The 21,838-nt window shown below is 44.4% G+C and carries 21 protein-coding genes; 11 read left to right on the top strand and 10 right to left on the bottom strand.

Annotation, left to right across the window (positions count from 1 at the left end):
- Positions 1–8 precede the first annotated feature (8 nt).
- The 9 genes from ABIX36_RS09430 (at position 9) to ABIX36_RS09390 (ending at position 10,470) form a co-directional block, all read left to right on the top strand.
- On the top strand, positions 9–1,388 hold the full coding sequence (locus tag ABIX36_RS09430; RefSeq protein WP_348081916.1) for an NADH-quinone oxidoreductase subunit N: 1,380 nt from the start codon (positions 9–11) through the stop codon (positions 1,386–1,388).
- 53 nt (positions 1,389–1,441) lie between these two features.
- Positions 1,442–2,086, top strand: coding sequence for a VTT domain-containing protein (locus ABIX36_RS09425; RefSeq protein WP_348081915.1), 645 nt, complete (start codon positions 1,442–1,444; stop codon positions 2,084–2,086).
- A gap of 15 nt (positions 2,087–2,101) precedes the next feature.
- Positions 2,102–2,647 (top strand): inorganic diphosphatase, encoded by a 546-nt coding sequence (locus ABIX36_RS09420; RefSeq protein ID WP_348081914.1) that lies wholly within the window; start codon positions 2,102–2,104, stop codon positions 2,645–2,647.
- Between the two features lie 7 nt (positions 2,648–2,654).
- Positions 2,655–3,995 carry a hemolysin family protein gene (locus ABIX36_RS09415; RefSeq protein WP_348081913.1) on the top strand — a complete coding sequence of 447 codons (1,341 nt, stop codon included), beginning with the start codon at positions 2,655–2,657 and terminating at the stop codon, positions 3,993–3,995.
- Positions 3,996–4,006: 11 nt separating this feature from the next.
- Positions 4,007–4,717 (top strand): 16S rRNA (uracil(1498)-N(3))-methyltransferase, encoded by a 711-nt coding sequence (locus tag ABIX36_RS09410; protein ID WP_348081912.1) that lies wholly within the window; start codon positions 4,007–4,009, stop codon positions 4,715–4,717.
- Positions 4,714–5,376 carry a DUF4159 domain-containing protein gene (locus tag ABIX36_RS09405; RefSeq protein ID WP_348081911.1) on the top strand — a complete coding sequence of 221 codons (663 nt, stop codon included), beginning with the start codon at positions 4,714–4,716 and terminating at the stop codon, positions 5,374–5,376. Before ABIX36_RS09410 ends, ABIX36_RS09405 begins: the two co-directional genes overlap by 4 nt.
- 1 nt (position 5,377) lies before the next feature.
- A complete protein-coding gene (locus tag ABIX36_RS09400; protein WP_348081910.1) occupies positions 5,378–5,875 on the top strand; it encodes an acetyl-CoA carboxylase biotin carboxyl carrier protein subunit in 498 nt (165 codons plus the stop codon).
- A gap of 130 nt (positions 5,876–6,005) precedes the next feature.
- A complete protein-coding gene (locus ABIX36_RS09395) occupies positions 6,006–9,092 on the top strand; it encodes a TonB-dependent receptor (protein WP_348081909.1) in 3,087 nt (1,028 codons plus the stop codon).
- Positions 9,093–9,108: 16 nt separating this feature from the next.
- Positions 9,109–10,470 carry a RagB/SusD family nutrient uptake outer membrane protein gene (locus ABIX36_RS09390; RefSeq protein ID WP_348081908.1) on the top strand — a complete coding sequence of 454 codons (1,362 nt, stop codon included), beginning with the start codon at positions 9,109–9,111 and terminating at the stop codon, positions 10,468–10,470.
- Between the two features lie 72 nt (positions 10,471–10,542).
- Here the strand turns inward: ABIX36_RS09390 and ABIX36_RS09385 are convergent, their stop codons facing one another.
- From ABIX36_RS09385 to ABIX36_RS09365, 5 genes are all read right to left on the bottom strand, one after another.
- Complete coding sequence (locus ABIX36_RS09385) at positions 10,543–11,094, bottom strand: NUDIX hydrolase (protein ID WP_348081907.1); 552 nt, start codon at positions 11,092–11,094, stop codon at positions 10,543–10,545.
- Positions 11,081–11,494, bottom strand: a complete 414-nt coding sequence (locus tag ABIX36_RS09380; RefSeq protein WP_348081906.1) for a hypothetical protein — start codon at positions 11,492–11,494, stop codon at positions 11,081–11,083. The genes ABIX36_RS09385 and ABIX36_RS09380 overlap by 14 nt, the downstream gene beginning before the upstream one ends.
- 123 nt (positions 11,495–11,617) lie before the next feature.
- Entirely contained in the window at positions 11,618–12,424 is an 807-nt protein-coding gene (locus tag ABIX36_RS09375; protein WP_348081905.1) for a TPM domain-containing protein, read from the bottom strand.
- Between the two features lie 10 nt (positions 12,425–12,434).
- Positions 12,435–12,869, bottom strand: a complete 435-nt coding sequence (locus ABIX36_RS09370; protein ID WP_348081904.1) for a TPM domain-containing protein — start codon at positions 12,867–12,869, stop codon at positions 12,435–12,437.
- Positions 12,870–12,969: 100 nt separating this feature from the next.
- Positions 12,970–13,548, bottom strand: coding sequence for a LemA family protein (locus ABIX36_RS09365; protein WP_348081903.1), 579 nt, complete (start codon positions 13,546–13,548; stop codon positions 12,970–12,972).
- Positions 13,549–13,687: 139 nt separating this feature from the next.
- Here ABIX36_RS09365 and ABIX36_RS09360 point away from each other — a divergent pair, with 139 nt between their 5' ends.
- Positions 13,688–16,036, top strand: a complete 2,349-nt coding sequence (locus tag ABIX36_RS09360; RefSeq protein ID WP_348081902.1) for a GH92 family glycosyl hydrolase — start codon at positions 13,688–13,690, stop codon at positions 16,034–16,036.
- 80 nt (positions 16,037–16,116) lie between these two features.
- On the opposite strand, the gene ABIX36_RS09355 is transcribed toward ABIX36_RS09360, so the two are convergent.
- Positions 16,117–16,467: a hypothetical protein gene (locus ABIX36_RS09355; protein WP_348081901.1), complete on the bottom strand. Its 351-nt coding sequence runs from the start codon at positions 16,465–16,467 to the stop codon at positions 16,117–16,119.
- A 27-nt stretch (positions 16,468–16,494) separates the two neighbouring features.
- The gene (locus ABIX36_RS09350; RefSeq protein WP_348081900.1) at positions 16,495–16,683 is read right to left on the bottom strand and encodes a hypothetical protein; all 189 of its coding nucleotides are present in this window, start codon (positions 16,681–16,683) and stop codon (positions 16,495–16,497) included.
- Between the two features lie 256 nt (positions 16,684–16,939).
- Here ABIX36_RS09350 and uxuA point away from each other — a divergent pair, with 256 nt between their 5' ends.
- Positions 16,940–18,133: a mannonate dehydratase gene (gene uxuA, locus ABIX36_RS09345; RefSeq protein WP_348081899.1), complete on the top strand. Its 1,194-nt coding sequence runs from the start codon at positions 16,940–16,942 to the stop codon at positions 18,131–18,133.
- Positions 18,134–18,278: 145 nt separating this feature from the next.
- On the opposite strand, the gene ABIX36_RS09340 is transcribed toward uxuA, so the two are convergent.
- The 3 genes from ABIX36_RS09340 to ABIX36_RS09330 form a co-directional block, all read right to left on the bottom strand.
- Complete coding sequence (locus ABIX36_RS09340) at positions 18,279–19,088, bottom strand: glycerophosphodiester phosphodiesterase family protein (protein WP_348081898.1); 810 nt, start codon at positions 19,086–19,088, stop codon at positions 18,279–18,281.
- Between the two features lie 2 nt (positions 19,089–19,090).
- Positions 19,091–20,179 (bottom strand): alkaline phosphatase family protein, encoded by a 1,089-nt coding sequence (locus ABIX36_RS09335; RefSeq protein ID WP_348081897.1) that lies wholly within the window; start codon positions 20,177–20,179, stop codon positions 19,091–19,093.
- A gap of 64 nt (positions 20,180–20,243) precedes the next feature.
- Complete coding sequence (locus tag ABIX36_RS09330; RefSeq protein ID WP_348081896.1) at positions 20,244–21,824, bottom strand: SusD/RagB family nutrient-binding outer membrane lipoprotein; 1,581 nt, start codon at positions 21,822–21,824, stop codon at positions 20,244–20,246.
- Between the last annotated feature and the right edge of the window lie 14 nt (positions 21,825–21,838).

The raw sequence follows: 21,838 nt of genomic DNA, 5'->3' as shown, positions 1-21,838 counted from the left end.
ATCATCAAATGAATACTTTAATCATCATATCTGTTTTACCTATTGTGCTGTTGTACCTGGGTTTATATAAAGCACAAAAAGCGCTGCTCCCGGTTACTATAATTGGTATGCTGGTTGCACTTGGTGCTGCTGTAATGCAATGGAACGATAATGCGCTGCCAATTTATCATGGCATGATGCTGTTTAATAACTTTTCCATTGCTTTTTCGGTTGTTAGCATTATCTCTACCATTTTAATACTCATGCTTTCTAAAGGCTATTTCGAAAAGATAAGCAGCCATATTGCAGAGTATTACGCCATTATTTTGTTTTCGCTGGTAGGTATAGTAGTAATGGTAAGTTACCATAACTTAACCATGCTGTTTGTTGGTATCGAGATCATGTCGGTGAGCCTTTACATTTTGGCCGGTATCCGCAAAAATGATTTTGCATCAAACGAGTCTGCTTTAAAATACTTCCTGATGGGCGCGTTCTCAACAGGCTTTTTGCTGTTTGGCATTACACTTATCTACGGCGCATCAGGATCATTCGATCTGGACGCTATCCGCGACTATGTATTAACACATCCACGTAATATAGATCCGATATTTTATACCGGCGTATTGCTGATCATTGTTGGACTTTGCTTTAAAGTGGGCGCGGCCCCCTTTCATTTCTGGACACCGGATGTTTACGAAGGAGCTCCTTCGCTTATCACCGCTTACATGTCTACCGTTGTTAAGGCGGCTGGCTTCGCGGCGTTTCTACGGTTGTTTTCAGCAAGCTTTAGTTCTATCGCGGCATTCTGGTCGCCGGTGCTTATGGTAATTACTATCATCACCTTGTTTATTGGTAACATTACCGCTTTATATCAGCAAAGCTTTAAGCGTATGCTGGCTTTCTCCAGTATATCACACGCGGGTTATCTCATGTTTGCCATTGTGGCTTTAGGTGCGGCTTCTGCAAATTCGGTATTTGTTTATGCAACGGCCTATTCAATCGCATCGATAATCGCGTTTGGCGCGTTGGTACTGGTTCGCCAACAAACCGGTAGTGATAACGTCGACGGGTTTAACGGTCTTGCACGCAAGAACCCATTCCTGGCGTTTGTACTCACGGTAAGTATGCTGTCTTTAGCGGGTATCCCATTAACAGCTGGGTTTATAGGCAAGTTTTATATGTTCTCCGGGGCATTGCTGCAATACAAATACATTATGGTGATTGTGGCGGTTGTGAATGCGATCATCAGCATTTTCTATTATTTCCGGGTGATAATAGCCATGTATTTCCGCAGTGCCGAGCGTAACGAGGTGGTTATCCCGGCTTACTACAAGTTTGTTTTAGGCTTCTCTGCACTGGTTACAATAGCCATTGGTGTTTATCCCGCGTTAATATCAAGCCTTATTTAATTTACCGCTAAAGCATTTCCCATTTAATATTTGTAGTTTTACTGATATACTGAATGGAAAATATTTGGGAATACCTGCGGAATTTAACCGACGCACAATCCATTATAAGCAATGGGGGCTTCTACCTTTTGCTAATTGTGGTTTATGCTGAAACAGGTTTGTTTTTCGGATTCTTTTTGCCTGGCGATTATCTTTTGTTCCTTGCGGGGATCCTGAGCGCTGCCGGCATTATACAAGTGCCCGTTTATACATTGGTACTATCGTTGATAGCTGCCGGCGTTTTGGGGAACTATACGGGCTATTGGTTTGGCTATCGAACGGGGCCCGTGCTTTTCAGCAAGAACGATTCTTTGTTTTTTAAAAAACGCTATATTACCGTAGCCGAAGAATTTTATGACAAATACGGAGGCATGGCTTTGATTTTAGGCAGATTTTTCCCCATAGTTAGGACATTTGCCCCTATATTTGCAGGCGTTGTTAAAGTTGACATTAAAAAGTTTACTTTATATAACATTATTGGCAGTGTAGCCTGGGTAACCACGTTAACATTAGCTGGTTATTTTTTGGGCCGGCGTTTTCCGCAACTAAAAGATTATTTGCAATACATTGTACTTGGACTAATAATAATAACAACCGTTCCCTTGATTTTTGCTTTTGTAAAGAAGAAACTCACCAAGGCAAATAATCAGGAACAATAATATAACATATACCAAATGAGCACACAGCACCCATGGCACCAGGTTTCTCCGGGCGAAAACGTTCCAGAAATTGTAAACGCTATTATTGAGATACCTAAAGGTTCTAAGGCCAAATATGAAATCGACAAAGATTCGGGCCTGTTGAAACTGGACCGCGTTTTATTTTCTTCAGTAATGTACCCAGCCAATTATGGTTTCATCCCGCAAACTTATTGCGATGATAAAGATCCGTTGGATATATTGGTACTTTGCTCAATAGACGTTTATCCGATGAGCATCATCGAAGCTAAAGTTGTAGGTGTAATGCACATGGTTGATAACGGCGAGCAGGATGACAAGATCATCGCGGTAGCGAAAAATGATATGTCGGTAAATTACATTAACGACTTGAACGAATTGCCACCACACGCTATGACGGAGATCGTTCGTTTCTTTAAAGACTACAAAAAATTAGAAGGCAAGAACGTAACTATCGAGCATCTGCTTGGCTTACGTTACGCGCACAAAGTTATTACCGAAGCGCAAGAATTGTATAAGACTACTTTCCCCGTTTACCAATAAATAATTGATGGACCCCGCGCATTACGAGATCAATGGCTTTTATATAATCGCAACCATATTTTTGGTGCTTCTTAACGGCTTTTTTGTGGCTGCCGAATTTGCCATGGTAAGAGTACGCGGCTCGCAAATAGAACTTAAGGCTAAAAGTGGAAGCGGCGTTGCTAAGGTTGCCCGCGGCATACTACACAATTTAGACGGCTACCTGGCTGCAACGCAGCTTGGCATTACCATAGCATCGCTGGGGCTTGGTGTTGTTGGCGAGGGGGTAGTTACCAATATTGTGCTTAGGGGGTTTTTAGGCGTAGGGATAGATTTATCGCCGGGATTTATAACTGCTGCGCATATAGTATCGTTTGCGGTGATTACGGTTCTTCACATTGTTTTTGGGGAGTTAGCACCAAAGTCGTTAGCTATACAGAAATCGGTAAGGACTACATTGGCGGTTTCAGTGCCCTTGCAGTTCTTCTTTATTGTGTTCCGGCCATTGATATGGTTACTGAACGGTTTTGCCAATTTTATTTTAAAATTGATGGGCATTACCACTTTAGAAGGTGGCGAGGCGCATCATAGTTCGGAAGAGTTGCAGTACCTTTTAGAACAAGGTAAAGAAACCGGTGCTTTAGATTCTAACGAGCACGAATTGATCCAGAATGTTTTTGATTTTAATGAGCGCGTGGTGAAAAACATCATGGTGCCCCGTACCAAAATCTCGGGCATAGCGGTGGATACACCAACGAATGAATTATTGGAGATACTTATCACCGAAGGCTACTCGCGTATGCCGGTTTACGATGAAGTGATAGATAAGATCATTGGCATTGTACACGCTAAAGATATTTTGCCTTTGCTGGCCCGTAACGAGGAGATCGTACTGAAGAACATCATCCGTAAGCCTTACTTTATCCCGGAAACTAAAAAGATAAACGACCTGATGGCCGAGCTGCAGCAAAAGCGCATCCAGATAGCCATTGTATCTGATGAGTTTGGCGGTACGGCCGGTATGGTTACGCTGGAAGATATTGTTGAAGAATTGGTAGGCGAGATACAGGATGAGTTTGACGAAGAGAAGCCAATTGTAGAAAAAATAAACGAACGCGAGTTTGTAGTGAATGCCCTGGCACCTATCTACGACGTGAACGAGCACTTGCCACACGACCTGCCCGAGGACGGCGATTTTGACACCGTTTCGGGCTGGTTGGGTGATATATTCGGTAAGATCCCAGATGTGGGCGAGCAGAAAGAATCTAACGGGTACAACATTACCGTACTAAAAAAATCCGACCAGAACATTGAATCGGTTAAGCTGGAATTGCTGATAAATGAGGAAGACGCGGTAGATTTACATTAGTAATTTTTACTATGCAGCTTTTTTATACCCCCGGCATCGATCCATCAGTATCCCAATACTTTTTAAGCGAGGAAGAAAGTAAACATGCCGTTCGCGTATTGCGCCTGGTTAATGGAGATGCGGTTACTTTGATAGATGGTAAGGGCGGCTTATACGATGCAGAAATAAAAGATGCGCACCCTAAGCGCACCATCCTGCAGATCAATTCGGTGAAAACAGAATTTAACAAGCGCGACCACTACCTGCACTTGGCTGTTGCCCCCACAAAAAATATTGAGCGTACGGAATGGTTTTTAGAAAAAGCTACGGAAATTGGCATCGACGAGGTTTCGCTCATTATCTGCCAGCGCTCCGAACGTAAGGAGGCCAAAGTCGAAAGGCTGAATAAGATCATCACCTCTGCCATCAAACAATCCATCAAAGCCTACCACCCTGTGTTGAACGAGGCGGTATCGCTTACCCAGTTTCTGAAACAACCTTTCGACGGGCAAAAGTTCATAGCCCATTGCGCTGAGGGAGAAAAGTTAAGCCTTACGCAATCTCTAACAAAACAAAGCCGTTATTTGATACTGATAGGCCCCGAAGGCGATTTTAGTCCCGCCGAAATAGATATGGCTTTGCAAAACGGATATAAAGCCATAACTTTAGGAGAAAGCCGTTTGCGTACCGAAACAGCTGCTTTGGAAGCCTGTTTCGAGGTGAACTTTTTAAACCGGATATGAGGAAATCCTTTTTTATTGTTGCAGCTTTAACACTGGCTATATCCATCAGCAGCTTTAGCGATCCATCCTATAAAATGGGCCGGCTAAAATACAATGGCGGCGGCGACTGGTATGGCGACCGTACCGCGCTGGTAAACCTGATCAAGTTTTGCAATGAAAATTTAAAAACAAATTTCCAGGCCGAAGAAGAAACGGTGGAAGTAGGCAGCGAGGAACTGTATAATTATCCCTTTGTGTTTATGACCGGCCACGGTAACGTTATCTTCAGCGACCAGGAAGCGAAGAATCTGCGTAAATACTTAACAGGCGGCGGTTTTCTGCATATTGATGATAATTATGGTTTCGATCAGTTCATACGGCCGCAGATGAAAAAAGTATTCCCCGAACTGGAGTTTGTAGAACTGCCAGCCAATTACGCCATCTATCATCAAAAATATAATTTCCCAACGGGCCTGCCTAAAATACACGAGCATGATGGCAAGCGCCCCCAGGGCTTTGGGCTGATATATAAAGGAAGGCTGGTGTGTTTTTACAGCTATCAATGCGATCTTGGCAATGGCTGGGAAGACCTGGGTACCTACGCGGGCGACAGCCAGGAAACCCGCTTGAAGGCATTACGCATGGGCGCTAATTTAATACAGTATATATTTACCAAATAGAATGTATAAGATAAAGGTTAACAATAAGCACAATTTTGAGGTTGACAGGCAAGCAACAGGGTTAGAGGTAAACCAAGCCGCCGTGAATGCAGATATAAAGGCGCTAAACCCGACGTTGTACCATATCATTAATGATATGGCATCGTACAATGCCGAAGTGGTAAGTTTTAATAAAGAAGAAAAAACGGCGGAAATTAAGGTGAACAATAATTTTTACGCCATCTCTGCTAAAGATGAGTTTGATGTTCTGCTGGATAAAATGGGGCTTAGCAATTTAAATGCGGCAAAAGTGAGCGAAATAAAAGCGCCTATGCCCGGTTTGGTGCTTAAAATATTTGCGGAAGTGGGCGCCGAGGTTAAAAAAGGAGAAAACTTGTTTGTGTTGGAGGCCATGAAAATGGAGAATATCATTAAGGCACCCGCAGATGTTAACATTAAGGCAATTAAAATTAAACCAGGAGATAAAGTGGAAAAAGGGCAGATATTAATGGTGTTTTAACATCTATTGTCTCCTTGAATTGTAACTTATTAATAGAATATTAACAAAAGGCGTAATTTTTTATGCCTTTTGTTGTATTTGTACTTTTTTTTTGTGAACTTACTTTTTCAATTTACATAACTAATATCGCATGAAGAAAATTCTACTCTCATTCCTGCTGTTATTTACCTCCATAACATTTGCTTTTAGCCAAAACAGTGTTGTTACAGGTAAAGTAACAGATCAGAAGGACGGCTCAGCGTTACCGGGAGTAACAGTAACCGTTAAAGGCTTCCCTACAATCGGCACACAAACCGATATTAATGGTAAGTACAGCCTGTCGATACCGGCGGGTAAAATACTTATATTTAAATTTATAGGGTATAAGGATGTTGAACTTGTTGCGGGCGGCAGCGTTGTAAATGCTTCGCTGGTAACCGATTCTAAACAACTTACCGAAGTTGTAGTAGTAGGTTACGGAACACAAAAGCGCCAAAACATCACCGGGTCGGTTTCGTCTATCTCTGCAAAAGAGATAGAAAATACGCCGGTAACTACATTGGAGCAAGCTATACAGGGTAAAGCCGCTGGTGTTGTTATACAATCTAATAATGGTAAACTTGGCCAGGGTATAAAAATAAGCGTGCGCGGTACATCATCTATTTCGGCAGGCACACAACCGCTGATCGTATTGGACGGTATTATCCTTAACCAGGGCGATCTTTCCAGCACAAGCGCATCTACTAACCCGTTAGCAGATATCAACTTTAACGATTTTGAGTCGGTGCAAATATTAAAGGACGCGTCTTCGTCTGCTATTTATGGTGCGCGTGCATCCAACGGTGTTATCTTGCTTACCTCTAAACAAGGTAAAGCGGGCCGCACAAAATTAAACTTCAGTAGCCAGTTTGGTACCAGCAAGCCATCAAGGCACCGCGACTTTTTAAATACGGCGCAGTATCTGCAAATAGAACGCAGGGCTGGTGTTGGTGCCGCTTTGCAGGATTTTAACAACGGATTTTATGATACTTATGAAGATGCACTGGCTGATGACCAGGCATTTGTAGAAAGCCGCTTATTAAGGTATGCTGCGGGCGTTACAAACGTAGGCGCTGCTGACGTAAACTGGGAAGAGCAGGCATTCCAGAAAGCGCCGCAAGCCATTTACGACCTTAGCCTATCGGGCGGTAACGAAAAAAGCACCTACCTTATATCGGGCCAATACTCCGACCAAAAGGGTATTTTGGTTGGTAACCGCTTTAAAAAATACTCGGGCCGTGTAAACTTGAGCACCAAGCCATTCAGCCGCGTGGAAGTAGGTATCAATTTAAACTTCACCAACACGGTAAACAATCGTGTATCTGATGATAATCAGTTCTCTACCCCATTGCAAATTGTTGCTTTGTCGCCAAATACACCAATCATCGATCCCCGTACAGGTTTATTGAGCGGTAGTTTACCCGGTTCGGCCAGTAACTACCCGGTTTATTACAATCCTTTACTTAGTGTAGAAAATGCCTATTACAACACCACTATTTTCAGAACAATTGGTAACATATACGGCAGTTGGGAAATTGCTAAGCATTTAACCTTACGCAGTGAATTTGGTTTAGACCAAACCAACCAGAATGAAGATAGTTATTTTGGCCGTTTAACGTTCCGTAATACAGGCACACCAAACGGGGCCGGTGAAAATACCAACAATGGTATAATACACTACACGGTAAATAACTATGTTAGTTATAAAAACATTTTTAACACAGACCATTCGCTTGATGTAACTGCGGGCACCAGCTACGAGTATAGTCATTTTGTTGGCAATGATATTCAGGGACAGCAGTTTCCTTCTGATGCTTACAAGCAAATTGCTTCGGCAGCAGTAAAATCAGGAGGATCATCGTCACAAAGCGAGTATTCTTTCGTGTCTTATTTTGCAAGGGCCAACTACGCTTACGCAGGTAAGTACCTGTTATCTGCCAGCGCAAGAACAGATGCTTCATCCCGCTTTGGTACAAATAACCGTTATGGTTTCTTCCCTGCAGTTTCTGCAGGCTGGATCCTTTCAGAAGAGAGCTTCCTTAAAAACTCTACTTTCATTAGCAATTTGAAACTTAAAGCAGGCTACGGTTTAACGGGTAATGCCGAAGTTGGTAATTATGCGGCACTTGGGTTATTCTCAGGCGATGCCGGTTATAATGGTGCGGCGGGTCAGCGGTTTTCGCAAATTGCAAATCCTAACTTAAAATGGGAAACAACAGGCCAGTTTGATGTTGGCGTGAACTTTGGCTTCTTTAACAATCGTATATCTGGTGGGTTTGAATATTATAGGAAAAACTCTCGCGATTTGTTGTTATCTGTAAATATTCCGGGAACATTAGGTATATCTTTTCAAGACCAAAACTTGGGCAAGTTATATAACAAGGGTTTTGAGTTAGAGTTGGCTGGTGATATTTTTGTTGGTAAGTTTAAATGGACCAGCAGTATCAATGCCGCTTATAACAAGAATATAGTAACAGATATTCAGGGCCAGGTTTTGGGTTCTAACGATCTTAACCGCGTAATTGAAGGCCAGCCTATTGGTGTATTTTACGGTAAAGAGTACGCAGGTGTTGACCCAGCAAACGGGGACGCCTTATATTTCCTGAATACTAAAGACGGTAGCGGTAACCTTATCAAAACCAAAACAAACGATTATAACGCGGCCCAAAATATTGTGTTAGGCAACCCAACCCCTAAATATACAGGCGGCTGGACAAATACCTTCTCATACGCTGGGTTCGACCTTTCGGTTACCATGCAGGGTTCATTTGGCAACAAAATTTACAACGGTGGTGGCCAGTACATGTCTGCCTCTGCAAGTAATGGTTTTGATAACCAAACTACCGATCAAATGGCATATTGGGATAAACCAGGCGACATTACCGATGTGCCCGAACCTCGTTTGTTCTACGGAAACGGTGTTAACGCATCAAGCCGTTATTTGTCGGGTGGCTCATACATCAGGATGAAAACCGTGGGGCTTGGTTACAATGTGCCTAAAGCATGGCTATCAAAAATCAGGCTTAATAGCGCAAGGATTTTTATGAATGCTTACAACTTGTTCCTGATTACTAAATACAAAGGATGGGATCCGGAAGTGAACGCGGATTACCAGGCAGGTAACATCAACTTAGGGGTTGATTTTTACTCGGCACCGCAGCCACGCACCATTACCTTTGGAGTGAACATAGGATTATAATTTTAATATTATAGCAATGAAAAAATTTAAATCGATATACCTGACAGCTTTGAGCACCGCGTTTTTACTAACCGCCTGCAATAAGCAATTAGATCTTAAGCCCTTCCAGTCAGTTGGACAGGATGTGGCTATACTTACATCTACAGATGTACAAATTACATTAGTGGGTGCTTACAACAGGCTTGCCCTATCGGGCTCATACGGTGGCGGCAATTTCATCCAGCCCGACCTGATGGCAACTCAAACGTTGATAGACTGGCAGGGTACTTTTCAGGATCTTACCCAAATGGTTGCGCAAACCATTACCAACGATAACGGCTTTGTTGAGGGTATGTGGCTGGGGGCTTACCAGGCCATTAACCAGGCAAACAACGTTATTGCCAATATTGATAAGGCCGACGCGGCTCAAAAGAACAGAATGGAGGGCGAAGCCAAATTTATACGTGGCATCCTTTATTTTAACCTGGCAGAAATGTATGGTAAATCTTACAATGATGGTACCCCATCAACAAACCTTGCGGTGCCTATTGTTTTAACGCCTACTAAAGTGGTTGATGAATCTGCGAAAGTTCCGCGTGCTACAGTTGAGGCAGTTTACCAACAAGCCATAAAGGACCTTACCGATGCGCAAACTTTGCTACCGGTAAGTAACAGCTTTTATGCAACAAAAAATGCTGCTACAGCTATGCTGGCCCGTATATACCTGCAAAAAGGTGATTACGCAAGCGCGGTTGCTGCGGCAAATACGGTAATAAACTCGGGCAGGTATTCATTGGTTGGTACTTATACTGATGAGTTCCCTTACCCTGCGCAAGTGCACGTTGATAATACCACAGAGGATATTTTTGCTATACAAGTTACGGCACAACAAGGAAGCAACGGCCTAAACACCTATTATGCATCTCCGGATGATAGTGGCCGTGGCGATGTTATTGTTAGGGATAACTTTTTAGCAGAATTTGACCCGGATGATGAACGCGCAGCAATCTACACCGAAGACAGCGATGGCGTTATACGTGTTGGTAAATTCAACAATGTTTATGGAAACGTGCGTGTAATACGTTTGGCCGAAATGTACCTGATACGTGCTGAAGCAAATTTTAAATTAGGCTCTGTTGTAGGTACTGCTCCGGTTAACGACGTAAACAGGATCAGGGCGCGTGCCGGTTTAAATCCACTGGCTACGGTTGCCCTGGCAGATATACTTAAAGAAAGAAGGCTTGAACTGGCATTTGAAGGCGGTTTCTTTTTGCATGATGCAAAACGCTTAAAACAAGATGTTGGTGCATTGCCATACAGTTCACGAAAACTCGTATTCCCGGTCCCATTGAGAGAGATAAACGCCAACTCTGCATTGGTACAAAACGAAGGGTATTAATTAGCCTTGTATATTAAAGCAAAAATCCCCGGAGCGATGGCTTCGGGGATTTTTGCTTTAATGTCAAGTAGCTTATTTTATAGCGCCCAGTTTCATCAGCGCATAAAATAAGCCTGTGCAATGCAAAGATTGCGGTATTTTGTTATCGGCCAATAACTGTTTTACTTCTTCTATGGTATATTCCATCACCTCTATCTGCTCATGCTCGTCAAGCGATTGCTCTTTTACCTTTTTACCTCCGCGGGCCAGGTAACAGTAAGTAACGTTGCCGGCGGTTGATGGATTGGCATACACGGTACTGATGAGCTCCACGCTGTCGAACGCGTAACCGGTTTCTTCCAGTAATTCGCGGCGCATGCCATCTTCTTTATCTTCGCCCTCCTCAATAACACCTCCGGGGATCTCCAGCGACACGATGCCTGCCGCATGGCGGTATTGCTTTACCATCACTATCTTATTATCTTCGGTAAGCGCTACGGCGTTGGCCCAGTTGGGGTATTCCAGTACGTAATATTCATCTACAATAGTGCCATCGGGCATTTCACATTTATCGGCGCGGAGGGTGGCCCAGGGGCCCTTGTGCACATAGGTGCTGGAAAGGGTTTTCCATTTAAATTCGTTCATAGTTAGCTTTAAAGAAACTGTATATATGGTTCCTTTTATTTAAATTATCAAAAGATTCGTAGTGATGTTCGGCCTCGAGCACATCAAAAATAACAAGCACTTTTTTTAGGATTGCTGCCGTCTCTTCATCAGCATTAAAAGGCTCAGCAAATACATAAAGCATTTGGCTCAGAGCGTTCAGCTTTTCGGCACCATAAGCCTTGTCCTTAAGCATGGAGCTAAAATCTGCTTCAGACGCGGAAAGGAGCTCATTCAGTTCGGTATTATATTCATCCTGCAATATCGAGTTGAAATATTGTTTGTATTCCTCATCGCTGCTTTCGGTTTTTAAGCCCATCAGCTTGGCCAGTAACAAAGCCATTTTGCGAGCCTCATTCATTAAGTAATCACGTTGCTCCATCGGCTACCAAGTATTTTAATAATTCGATTTGAAAGAGTTTTACGTTCTTTTTAGAAGTTCGATTTTAGGCTTTAGAATTTCTTCTCTTTTAGGATTTCGGCTTTCGATTTTAGAATTTAACCTCTACCAGCTTCCGCTGCTGCCACCGCCGCCGCTGCTGCCGCCACCGAAACCGCCCCAGCTGCTTCCGCCGCCGCCACCACCACCAGAGAAACCGCCCCAGTCGCTGCCGCTGCTTCTGCCGCCACCGCCAAGCATGTTGCCGGCCAATAGCCACCAAAACGGGTTAGCACCGCCCCGGCTGCCTATAACACGGTTGCCACCACCACCGCCCCTGTTGCGGAAAACAATGATGAGTATAATAACTACAATGATAATAACAAAACCAGCGCTTCCGCCACGCCTGTTGCTGCTGGTGTTTTTGCTGGTTGCTTTTTTGGTGGCCTTGTATTCGCCCTTTGTATACTTAATAATTTGGTTGGTAGCCGCATCAAGCCCGCCATAGTAATCACCTTCGCGGAAACGGGGCTTCATGTCGTTTTGGATGATCTCCTGGGTGATAATATCCGGCAGGGCGCCTTCTAAGCCATACCCGGTTTGTATCGACATCTTACGGTCGTCTATCGCTACCAGTACCAGCACGCCATTGCTTTTTTCTTTTGTGCCGATGCCCCATTTGCGGATAAGGCCGTTGCCGTATTGAATGATCTCGTAATCGCCCAGGGTTTTTATCAATACCACGGCTATCTGGTTGCTGGTAGAATCTTCAAAGGCCTTAAGCTTTGTATCGAGCTGGTTTATTTGCTGTGGAGACAAGGTGCCTGTGAAATCGTTAACCAAACCCTGCGTAGGGCGTTCAGGATAGTCTTGGGCGAATATAGTGGTTATGCAAAGCACCAGGCTTAGGCATAATAATAGTTTTTTAAGCATCGGGGTAAGTTTAGTGGCCATCCATAAAGGCAATATCGTCGGGCAGTTCGTTTTTGTCGTCAAGCAGGTGTGGGAAATACTTTTTAAGTTGTTCCCCTGCCTTTGTAACGCCGGTAACTATGCCTTCTACCAGGTTGCCGTATTTAAAATGACTCAGCATGTCTTCTTTTGTGGTATCCCAAAAATCAGCTGGTACAACTTTGTTAATACCTGCATCGCCTATAATGGCGAATTTGCGGTCGACCGTGGCCACATAAATAAGTACGCCGTTGCGAAGCTTGGTTTTATGCATTTCCAGCCGCGCGAAATATTTCACTGCGCGGTCCAGCGCTTCATCGTTGCAGGTTTTTTCCATGCAAACGCGGATCTCACCGGATGTGTTCTTTTCGGCCTCGGCCACAGCTTTTTGAATGCGCTCTTGCTCTTCGTCAGTAAATACTGCCATAATTAATTAGTGAATTATTGAATGAATAAAGGAGTGAATGATTTAGCAAACCAGCAATTGTAGCTACAATCACTCATTCACTAAATCACCCATTCACTAATTAGAATTTAACCTCTGGTGCTTTATCAGAACCGGGTTCGGCTGTAAAGTAGCCTTTTTCGTTAAAGCCGAACATCTTAGCCGTGATGTTGGCCGGGAACGAGCGGATCTTGCTGTTATATGCCTGTACGGCTTCGTTAAAATCTTTACGGGCAAAGCCAATGCGGTTTTCAGTGCCTTCTAATTGCACCTGTAACCCTCTGAACGCGTCATTTGCCCGAAGCGTTGGATAGTTTTCTGTAATGCTAAGCAACCTGCCTAATGCGGTGCTTAACTGCCCTTGCGCTTCCTGGTATTTTTGGATGCTTTCGGGGGTAAGTTTGCTGGCATCAACCTGTACCGACGTTGCTTTGGCGCGTGCCTCGGTAACTTCTGTAAGGGTGCCTTTCTCAAAATTTGCTTCGCCTTTAACGGTTGCAACTAAATTTGGGATCAGGTCGCTCCGGCGTTGGTATTGCGTTTGCACTTCGCCCCATTTGCCTTTTATATTTTCGTCGGCAGTAACCATGCTGTTGTAACTGCACGAGCTTAACGACATTGCCCCAACCGTAATAGCGAGAGCGAAGAATAGTTTTTTCATCTGTTGTTGTTTTTAGTTTTGGTGATGTAATTTACAAATTAGATTACAAAAGCCATACCGATGTTACAAACGGTAACAATTACGCCATAATGGCAATATTTGGCTATGGTAGCTGTAATAAAATACGGTTAACCAAGATATGATTTTATATTTGCTTCCGTTAAATTGTTTTACTGATCGTACACTGTTGCCCAAAATGAAGAAATTATTAGCAGCCCTGATATTATTTGCCGGCTTTAATGCCTCCGCTCAAACTCCCGCTCACGAAAAACTGGTACAATACGTAAAACCCATCATAGGCACACAGCGTATGGGGCACACTTACCCGGGTGCAACGGTGCCATTTGGTATGGTGCAGCTAAGCCCCGAAACCGATACCCCGAGCTATGAGCTGAACGGAAAATATAATCCTGACGTATATAAATATTGCGCCGGTTATCAGTACGATGATAAAACCATTGTTGGTTTCAGCCATACACATTTCAGTGGAACGGGTCACTCTGATCTGGGCGACTTTCTGATCATGCCTACCGTGGGTGCATTAAAGCTAAACCCCGGCACGGCTGATAAACCCGGCAGCGGGTATCGCTCGGCTTTTTCGCATGCCAACGAAGTAAGCGAGGCCAATTACTACAAAGTAAAGCTTGACGAAAGCAATATCACTGCCGAGATGACCACCAGTGCACGTGTTGGGTTCCATCAGTACACTTTCCCTAAGTCGGATCAATCGCATGTCATCCTCGATCTGATGGCAGGGATCTACAACTATCCCGATAAAACCGTTTGGACCTACGTAAAAATAGTAAACGATAGTACCCTGGTGGGTTATCGCCAAACGAATGGCTGGGCACGTACCCGTACACTATATTTCGCGATGACATTCAATAAAAAGTTCACGCAGTATGGCTTTAAAAAGTATGAAAAGAGACAGGTGTACGGAGGTTTTTGGGGTAAATTCAACCAAACAAAAAACTTCCCCGAGATAGCCGGTAAACAGATCCGCGCTTACTTCGATTTTAAAACCGAAGCGGATGAGAAGATAAAAATTAAGTTTGCCCTATCACCGGTAAGCATGGATGGCGCAATGGCCAATATGCAGGCAGAAGTGCCGGGCTGGGATTTTGATAAGGTAAAAACGGATGGCCAGGCCCTTTGGGAAACCGCTTTAGAGAAGATTACCGTTGCAGGCAGTGTAGCTAAAAAGCAGGATTTTTATACTGCCATGTACCATACCATGATCAACCCCACCATGTATATGGATGTGGACGGACAATACAAGGGGATAGACCAAAACATACACAAGGCCGATGGCTTTACCAACTACACCACCTTCTCGCTATGGGATACCTACCGCGCCTTGCACCCGCTGTTTAATATTATTGAACCGCAGCGCAATACCGATATGGTAAAATCGATGCTGGTGCATTACGACCAAAGCCCCGAACACATGCTGCCCGTTTGGAGCAACAGCGGTAACGAAAACTGGTGTATGAGCGGCTACCACAGCGTATCTGTTTTGGCGGATGCCGTGGTAAAAGGCAACGCGCCGTTTAATGCCAATAAAGCTTTGGATGCTGCAGTAGCTACAGCACGCCACCGCAGCTATGAGGGTATTGGTGAGTACATCGACCAAGGTTACATCCCCGATGAAAAAACGGGCGTATCGGTATCTAATACCTTAGAATATGCTTACGACGACTGGGCGATAGCGCAGATGGCCAAAAAGCTGAACAAAATGGAAATCTACAACGAGTTCATTAAACGCAGCGAGAATTATAAAAATGTTTACGATCCGTCGGTTGGTTTTATGCGGCCTAAACTGGCAAATGGTACATTTCGCGCCAAGTTCGACCCGCTTAGCACCATTAACGAAGGTTTCATTGAAGGCAACTCCTGGAACTATACCTTATTCGCCCCGCAAGATCCCGAAGGATTGATAAAGCTGATGGGCGGCGATAAACGCTTTGTCCGCTACCTCGATTCGCTGTTCACCATGGAATTGCCGGACAAATATTTCGCCGAGACCGAAGATATTACCCGCGATGGTATCATAGGCAATTATGTGCATGGCAATGAGCCGTCTCACCACGTAGCCTATTTATACAACTGGACCGACAAGCCATGGAAAACGCAGGAGCGCATCCGCATGATATTGAACCGAATGTATAAGCCAACCCCCGATGGCTTGGGTGGTAACGATGACACCGGCCAAATGAGCGCCTGGTACATTTTTAGCACATTAGGCTTTTACCCGGTTGCGCCTGCATCAAATGATTATGCTATCGGCAGCCCGGGCATCAACGGCGCAGTAATACAAGTTGGCGGAGGCAAAACTTTTACCATCAACGTAAAAAACCAAAGCGAAAAGAATGTTTATATCCAAAAAATGATACTGAACGGCAAACCGCTAACAGGCTTATCCATTACCCACCAGGATATTATGGCTGGCGGTGAGATCACCTTTTTTATGGGGAGCAAGCACAAATAGAGGTTAGAGGTTTGTCTTAAGAAATAAAAAGGGTAAACCACACATGCTGCGGTTTACCCTTTTTGCATTGTTAGTAATTCTTATTTTACCTTTTTTAGGATAAGGGTCATCGGTTCGCCGCCGTTCATACCGGGCATGGTGAGGGTGATGGCATCGTCTTTTACTTTACCGGTAACTTTGATGTTGTTATCCATAATGTTGATGGTAAACGAAAGGTCGTCGCCCTTAATAACACCGTTTTGGATGTTGATGAGATTGCCTTCGGGTCCGGTTGTCGATCCGGTAAGCTTTTCGCCCTCTACTTTAAAATCATAGGCAATATCATACTGGTCCATAAGTTTGCCTGCCCATTTGCCGCTGATGTCTGCCGCGAAGCAGGCGGTTACAATTACAAGGATAAGGGCTGCGGTGGTTAAAATTTTTCTTTTCATTTTTTTGGTTTTGATATTAGGTTTATTTTATTTTTTCAGTTCGTCAATAGCTACTTGTGGAGATAAGGATTTACTATCCCTTTCAACAATCAACTCTTTCGCAAGCGAGAATTTGCAGCTCAGCTTCAAGTTCTTTGAGGATGCGCCGATGTTAATTGTATAAATTCCTTTCTCGGCAACCCAATCTTCACAGGAAAGCACCAGGCTGCTTTCCAAAAACGTAATGGATTGTTCATATAATGGGTTTAATTGGTTTATAAACGTCGCAAAAAGCACAAGCGGGCTTTCGGCTTACTAATAAACAGTTATAGGTTTATAATTGAAAATACAATAGACGAAGGGGTGGTAAACATAGACGGAATGCCGTTTTTAACCTATGGATATACAGGGTTAAATAATCGATATTATAATTAACGGACGCAAGACATATCATGCATATACTTTGTATTTTAGGCGCACAAAATTTATTTGTATGAGTTTACAACAAACATGGCGTTGGTATGGGCCCAACGACCCGGTTAGCCTTGCCGACGCCAGGCAGGCCGGCGCTACCGGTATAGTATCGGCGCTACATCATATCCCTACCGGCGAAGTTTGGCCTGTTGACGAGATATTAGAGAGAAAGAAAATTATAGAAGACGCGGGGTTAACCTGGGCGGTAATTGAGAGCGTGCCGGTGCACGAGGACATAAAAAAGCGTAGAGGCAACTACAAACAGATCATAGAAAATTACCGCCAAAGCTTGCTTAATATAGGGCAATGTGGCTTAAGCATAGTTTGTTACAACTTTATGCCTATACTGGATTGGACGCGTACCGATCTGGATTATTTGCTGGCTGACGGCTCCACCGCGCTGCGTTTTGATACTGCCGCTTTTGCCGCTTTCGATGTTTATATCCTGAATCGCCCGGGCGCCGAAAAAGACTATGCTGAAGAGATTAGAGAAAAAGCAAAAGCATATTATGACACGTTAACAGAAGCAGACAAACAGCAGCTGGTTAATAATATAATTGCCGGTTTACCCGGAGCGAACGAAGGGTACAACACAGAAAGATTTTTAGAAATGCTGACATCGTACGGCAGTATTGACGCAGTAACCCTTAAGGCTAACCTTGCCGATTTTCTGCGTGACGTGATCCCGGCGGCTGAACAGGCGGGCGTGCTGATGTGCATCCATCCGGATGATCCACCGTATCCTATTTTAGGTTTACCGAGGGTAGTGAGCAACGAGCAGGACATTGTAGATATTTACAACGCTATTGACAGCCCCAATAATGGGTTAACGTTTTGCACCGGTTCTTTTGGGGTAATGGCCGATAACGACCTGCCTGGGATGGTTGAACGCTTAGGCGAACGTATTCATTTTATCCACCTCCGCAGCACAAAGCGTGATGCTGAAGGCAATTTTTATGAAGCCGACCATTTAACCGGTGATGTGGATATGTATGCCGTAATGAAAGCATTGTTGGAAGTGCAAAAAAAGCGGGCCGCCACAGGCCGGACGGATCTTGCGATGCCATTCCGGCCGGATCATGGGCACAAAATGCTGGATGACCTGCGTAAAAAAACTAACCCAGGGTACTCGGCCATTGGTCGCCTGAGAGGGCTTGCCGAGTTGAGGGGATTGGAATTAGGCATACAAAGAGCATTTAATGTGGAGGCATAAGGTTGTCTGTTAGGTGACTTTTTGATCGGATAAATACTTTTCGACCTTTGCCAAACGTCTTGGTGAAAGACCTGCTAAAGTTTGAGGGTTCTGAAAACCCATCTTTGCGACCAAGCTCTGATTTGTAAAGAATAAAGGATAAATGTCATCGCAGCCCTTTTTCTTTTAAATATTTAACCAAAGCTGCCGGATGATCGGTTTGGAGGCCGGTAAGTCCTTTTTGCAGGGCTTTATTCCATTCCGCCGGTCCTTCGCCAGCGCTTTGGATATCCGGCCAAACCGGGAGTTTCATAGTTGCAGCGTAATCAAGGAGAGCGGGCGTATACTGGCTATAGCTACCATCAAGCAGATCGGGCTGGTAGGCATCAAGGAATTTTTGCATACTGGAAACGCTCTTAACGCTATCGGGTAAGCTTAGCATTAAAGGCATTTTTGGAGCTGCTTTGCGCCAACCTGTAAATTGCGCCTGGCTGTTGATGTATACCAGCACCTGTTTCTCCATGCCATATGCCTGTATCATTTTATAAGCAGTGGCGGGGTCGGCGGCTTTAAAATCCAGATATATGTTTATTTTGTTTTTGGCGAGTTTCAGGATCTCTGCAAACGTGGGGATCCGGTAAGTTTGGGTGGAGTCCTTACCTTTTAGTTTAAGCTGCTTTAGTTCGTCAAGCGTCAAGCTGCTTACGGCACCTTTGGCATTTGCCATGCGGTTTACCGTACCATCGTGCATACTCACCAATTGGCTGTCCTTTGTGGTTCGGAGGTCTATCTCAGTATAATCCGCCGCGTTTTTTATGGCTTCGCGATAGGCTTCGAGGCTATTCTCAGGGTAGATCATATGGTCGCCGCGATGAGCGATCACAATAAATTGATGCTTAGCTGCCGGAACAGGATTAGGTGTGTAGGTGCCTAATCCTGTTAGTATTGTTATTAGTATTAAAAATTGGGCACGCATAATTATTTGGTAACGGTTTTTATAGCATCGCCAACTTCATGCCCTGCATTCGCCTTGAAATCAAAGCCCAGCAATTCGGCCATAGTTTGTGCCAATTGTTTATGGTAAGTAGTTTCAGCGGGTTTTACTTCGCCCATCGGTGCGGTATCCGGTCCCATAACGGCAAACCATGTCTGCTCCGAACCAACAACCTCAGCCCCATGCCCTTTCCAGGTATCTAAAGGTACTTCGCCCCGGCCATGGTCGCAGGTTATCAGCAGGGTGGTATTATTTTTATAGAAGGGATCGTTTTGGATGGTTTCCCAAAGTTGTTTAATAAAGCTATCTTCCTGCTTTGCCCTTTCGAGGTACGATTTATAGTTACCATCATGCGCCATATCGTCCGTTTCGTCAAACGCCATAAACAACACGCGTGGTTTGTATTGCTTTAAATACTCTTTGCTGTACTCGTAAGTGATAAAATCTGAACGGGTACTGTCGCCTAAGTAGCGTGGCGTATGGTGCTGTAGCTCGTTCAGGTATTTTAAGCGGGCATTGGCATCGGCATTCTTCAAGTCGGCATAGCCCGAATACACCGGCAAGCCCGAGCGGCTCACATTCAAGATCTGCGGAAAACGTTCCCATGAGGAGAAAGCGATCACCTTACCTTCAAACCCCTTTTGTTTGTTGATGTACTCCAGCACGTTCATGTTGGGGTTGGTGATAGGGTCGTTGGTGTTCATCCTTTTATCGGGGAAACCGGTAAAGATCTCGTTATAGCCCGGATAAGAAAAATGGTAGGGGTTAGCAAGTTCATCCTTGCCACCCGCGTCCCTGTTGCCATAAAGCTGCCCTTGCTTGGCTATAACGCTCCATAAGAACGGGAACAAAATGGCGCGGCGCTCCTGTGGTGTTGCTGCCCAATATTGCTTCTTTACCTCTGCTTTATCGTTAGTGAATTTTGAATTGAGGAGTGCCGAATCTGCACCCCGGTAGATCTCCTGCCAGCGCATCCCATCGAGGGTGATCACGATGAGGTTTTTTGTTTTATGCTGAGCTGTAGCCGGCGTTATAAGGCAGGCACTTAGCAGTATGAAAAGTAATTTTTTCATAGGTTTTGTTTTAAACAAGCAGGGCAGCTATCTCTAACTGCCCTGTTGTGTTTTGTTTTTTGGTTTATTTAAGAATGTACATCAAACCGTTGATATCGTCGTTGCCGCCAAATTGGGCCTGCAGCGCTTTATTGTAGTTATCAAGGTTAGAAGTACGTTCTGAATTGGGATACTGGAAACGCGAAGCTATACGGCTGCCGTTACCAGTACCCGGGCCTGTTGTAAAGGCCGGTACACCTGTTCTGCGGTAGGTAAAGTACGACTCCAAACCGGAGTGACGGAACAGTGCCAGGTATTTCTGCTGTAAAATTTTAGTTAAACCAGCAGCATCGTTGGTATATTTAACGGTAGCCTGGCCGTAGTAAGCAGCCCAGTCAACATCAATATTATAAGTATCGTAATTGGCTATATTGGCTGTACCCGTAGAGCCCGGGCGGTAAAAGTAAGCAGTGAAGCTACCAGTACCGGTTGGGATACCGTATGACGCGAATGATGCCTGGATCCCTTTTATGTAGTAAGCTTCGGCATCGCCGGTTGCCCAACCACGGTTAATCCCCTCGGCAATGTTAAACATCAGTTCGGCATAACCAATCTGGATAGAAGGCTCGCCGGTAAAGGTAGAGTAGTAACGTTTACGGTTAATGAAAGAGTATTTCTGCAAACCTGCGTTGTTATACATCACACCCAGATCCAACCCCGGATCGGCACCAACAAACGAGTTGAAAGCGGTAGGGCTTTGTTTCAGGTTATCAACCAGGTCGCGGGCCGGCTCATTGGTAACAAAAGTACGCGGGTCTTTTAAGGCGGTTAATAAACCTACGTAAGTAGTTGATGAATTTTTACGGGAACCGTTCTGCCCAAAGTTATCAGGCGTCATAGGGTAGTAGTTGCTTGGCGCAACAAAAGTGTATTGCAGGTTATCATCAGCACTTGCCATTACCGGGTATTTGGTTGGGTTGCCAACAATAGCTGCAAATTGGCTTATCACGCCCAGGTCGGCTTCAGCAGTTTTTTTGCTTAGCTCGGTTAACAGCCTGATGTGATAAGTGTTGATCACTTTGCGCCATTTAGCCAGATCGCCACTCAAGTAAATGTCACCTGTAAGTGTACTGCCACCTGTGGTGATAACCGCTGTCATATCTGTATTAGCTTCTTCTAACCAGGTTAAACACTGCTTCATTACATCCTTTTGCGAATCGTAAACCGGGGTAAGGTTTTCCTTACCTTTCAAAGCCTGGCTCATTGGGATATCGCCCATCTGCAAGCTCATTTGGCTGAAGAAATATGCGCGGAAGAATTTACCAACGGCGCTGTATTGGTTCACAGCAGGCAAACCGGCTGCGGTAGCCTGCTGCTCCATAGCAAGTACGTTTTTAAGTGTGTTGTAATAGTTATCGCCGCCACCAAAATCATAGCGGTTGTTACCGTAATAATCGTAGTTGTACAGGTAGTATTGCGAAAATATTTCGTTATCGCTATCCGGAAAATCGGGCATGCTGTTTAATACGCCGTTGAATAATAACGAAGCAGGAACAGCATTGGGCACGTTGTTGTTAACAGAGAGTTCGTCAAAACTCTTTTTACAGCCTGTTACCGATAGTGCTATACACACCGGCAGCACACAAAATTTAAATATCTTTTTCATAAATATTCTGATAA

This window comes from Mucilaginibacter sp. (genome assembly GCF_039925265.1).
GTDB lineage: Bacteria > Bacteroidota > Bacteroidia > Sphingobacteriales > Sphingobacteriaceae > Mucilaginibacter.
The sequence above is the reverse complement of the archived record's forward strand: the minus strand, read 5'-3'. Positions and strand labels throughout refer to the sequence as shown.

What these genes read in the sequence shown, in the direction of transcription:
- ABIX36_RS09420 (WP_348081914.1), top strand. Translation starts at nt 2,102, where the DNA reads ATGAGCACACAGCACCCATGGCACCAGGTTTCTCCGGGCGAAAACGTT.
- ABIX36_RS09380 (WP_348081906.1), bottom strand. Translation starts at nt 11,494, where the DNA reads ATGGAGCAACGTGATTACTTAATGAATGAGGCTCGCAAAATGGCTTTG.
- ABIX36_RS09360 (WP_348081902.1), top strand. Translation starts at nt 13,688, where the DNA reads ATGATTTTATATTTGCTTCCGTTAAATTGTTTTACTGATCGTACACTG.
- ABIX36_RS09355 (WP_348081901.1), bottom strand. Translation starts at nt 16,467, where the DNA reads ATGAAAAGAAAAATTTTAACCACCGCAGCCCTTATCCTTGTAATTGTA.
- ABIX36_RS09385 (WP_348081907.1), bottom strand. Translation starts at nt 11,094, where the DNA reads ATGAACGAATTTAAATGGAAAACCCTTTCCAGCACCTATGTGCACAAG.
- ABIX36_RS09430 (WP_348081916.1), top strand. Translation starts at nt 9, where the DNA reads ATGAATACTTTAATCATCATATCTGTTTTACCTATTGTGCTGTTGTAC.
- ABIX36_RS09335 (WP_348081897.1), bottom strand. Translation starts at nt 20,179, where the DNA reads ATGAAAAAATTACTTTTCATACTGCTAAGTGCCTGCCTTATAACGCCG.
- ABIX36_RS09370 (WP_348081904.1), bottom strand. Translation starts at nt 12,869, where the DNA reads ATGGCAGTATTTACTGACGAAGAGCAAGAGCGCATTCAAAAAGCTGTG.
- ABIX36_RS09365 (WP_348081903.1), bottom strand. Translation starts at nt 13,548, where the DNA reads ATGAAAAAACTATTCTTCGCTCTCGCTATTACGGTTGGGGCAATGTCG.
- ABIX36_RS09340 (WP_348081898.1), bottom strand. Translation starts at nt 19,088, where the DNA reads ATGCGTGCCCAATTTTTAATACTAATAACAATACTAACAGGATTAGGC.
- ABIX36_RS09425 (WP_348081915.1), top strand. Translation starts at nt 1,442, where the DNA reads ATGGAAAATATTTGGGAATACCTGCGGAATTTAACCGACGCACAATCC.
- ABIX36_RS09330 (WP_348081896.1), bottom strand. Translation starts at nt 21,824, where the DNA reads ATGAAAAAGATATTTAAATTTTGTGTGCTGCCGGTGTGTATAGCACTA.
- ABIX36_RS09410 (WP_348081912.1), top strand. Translation starts at nt 4,007, where the DNA reads ATGCAGCTTTTTTATACCCCCGGCATCGATCCATCAGTATCCCAATAC.
- ABIX36_RS09395 (WP_348081909.1), top strand. Translation starts at nt 6,006, where the DNA reads ATGAAGAAAATTCTACTCTCATTCCTGCTGTTATTTACCTCCATAACA.
- ABIX36_RS09405 (WP_348081911.1), top strand. Translation starts at nt 4,714, where the DNA reads ATGAGGAAATCCTTTTTTATTGTTGCAGCTTTAACACTGGCTATATCC.
- ABIX36_RS09415 (WP_348081913.1), top strand. Translation starts at nt 2,655, where the DNA reads ATGGACCCCGCGCATTACGAGATCAATGGCTTTTATATAATCGCAACC.
- ABIX36_RS09375 (WP_348081905.1), bottom strand. Translation starts at nt 12,424, where the DNA reads ATGCTTAAAAAACTATTATTATGCCTAAGCCTGGTGCTTTGCATAACC.
- ABIX36_RS09400 (WP_348081910.1), top strand. Translation starts at nt 5,378, where the DNA reads ATGTATAAGATAAAGGTTAACAATAAGCACAATTTTGAGGTTGACAGG.
- uxuA (WP_348081899.1), top strand. Translation starts at nt 16,940, where the DNA reads ATGAGTTTACAACAAACATGGCGTTGGTATGGGCCCAACGACCCGGTT.
- ABIX36_RS09390 (WP_348081908.1), top strand. Translation starts at nt 9,109, where the DNA reads ATGAAAAAATTTAAATCGATATACCTGACAGCTTTGAGCACCGCGTTT.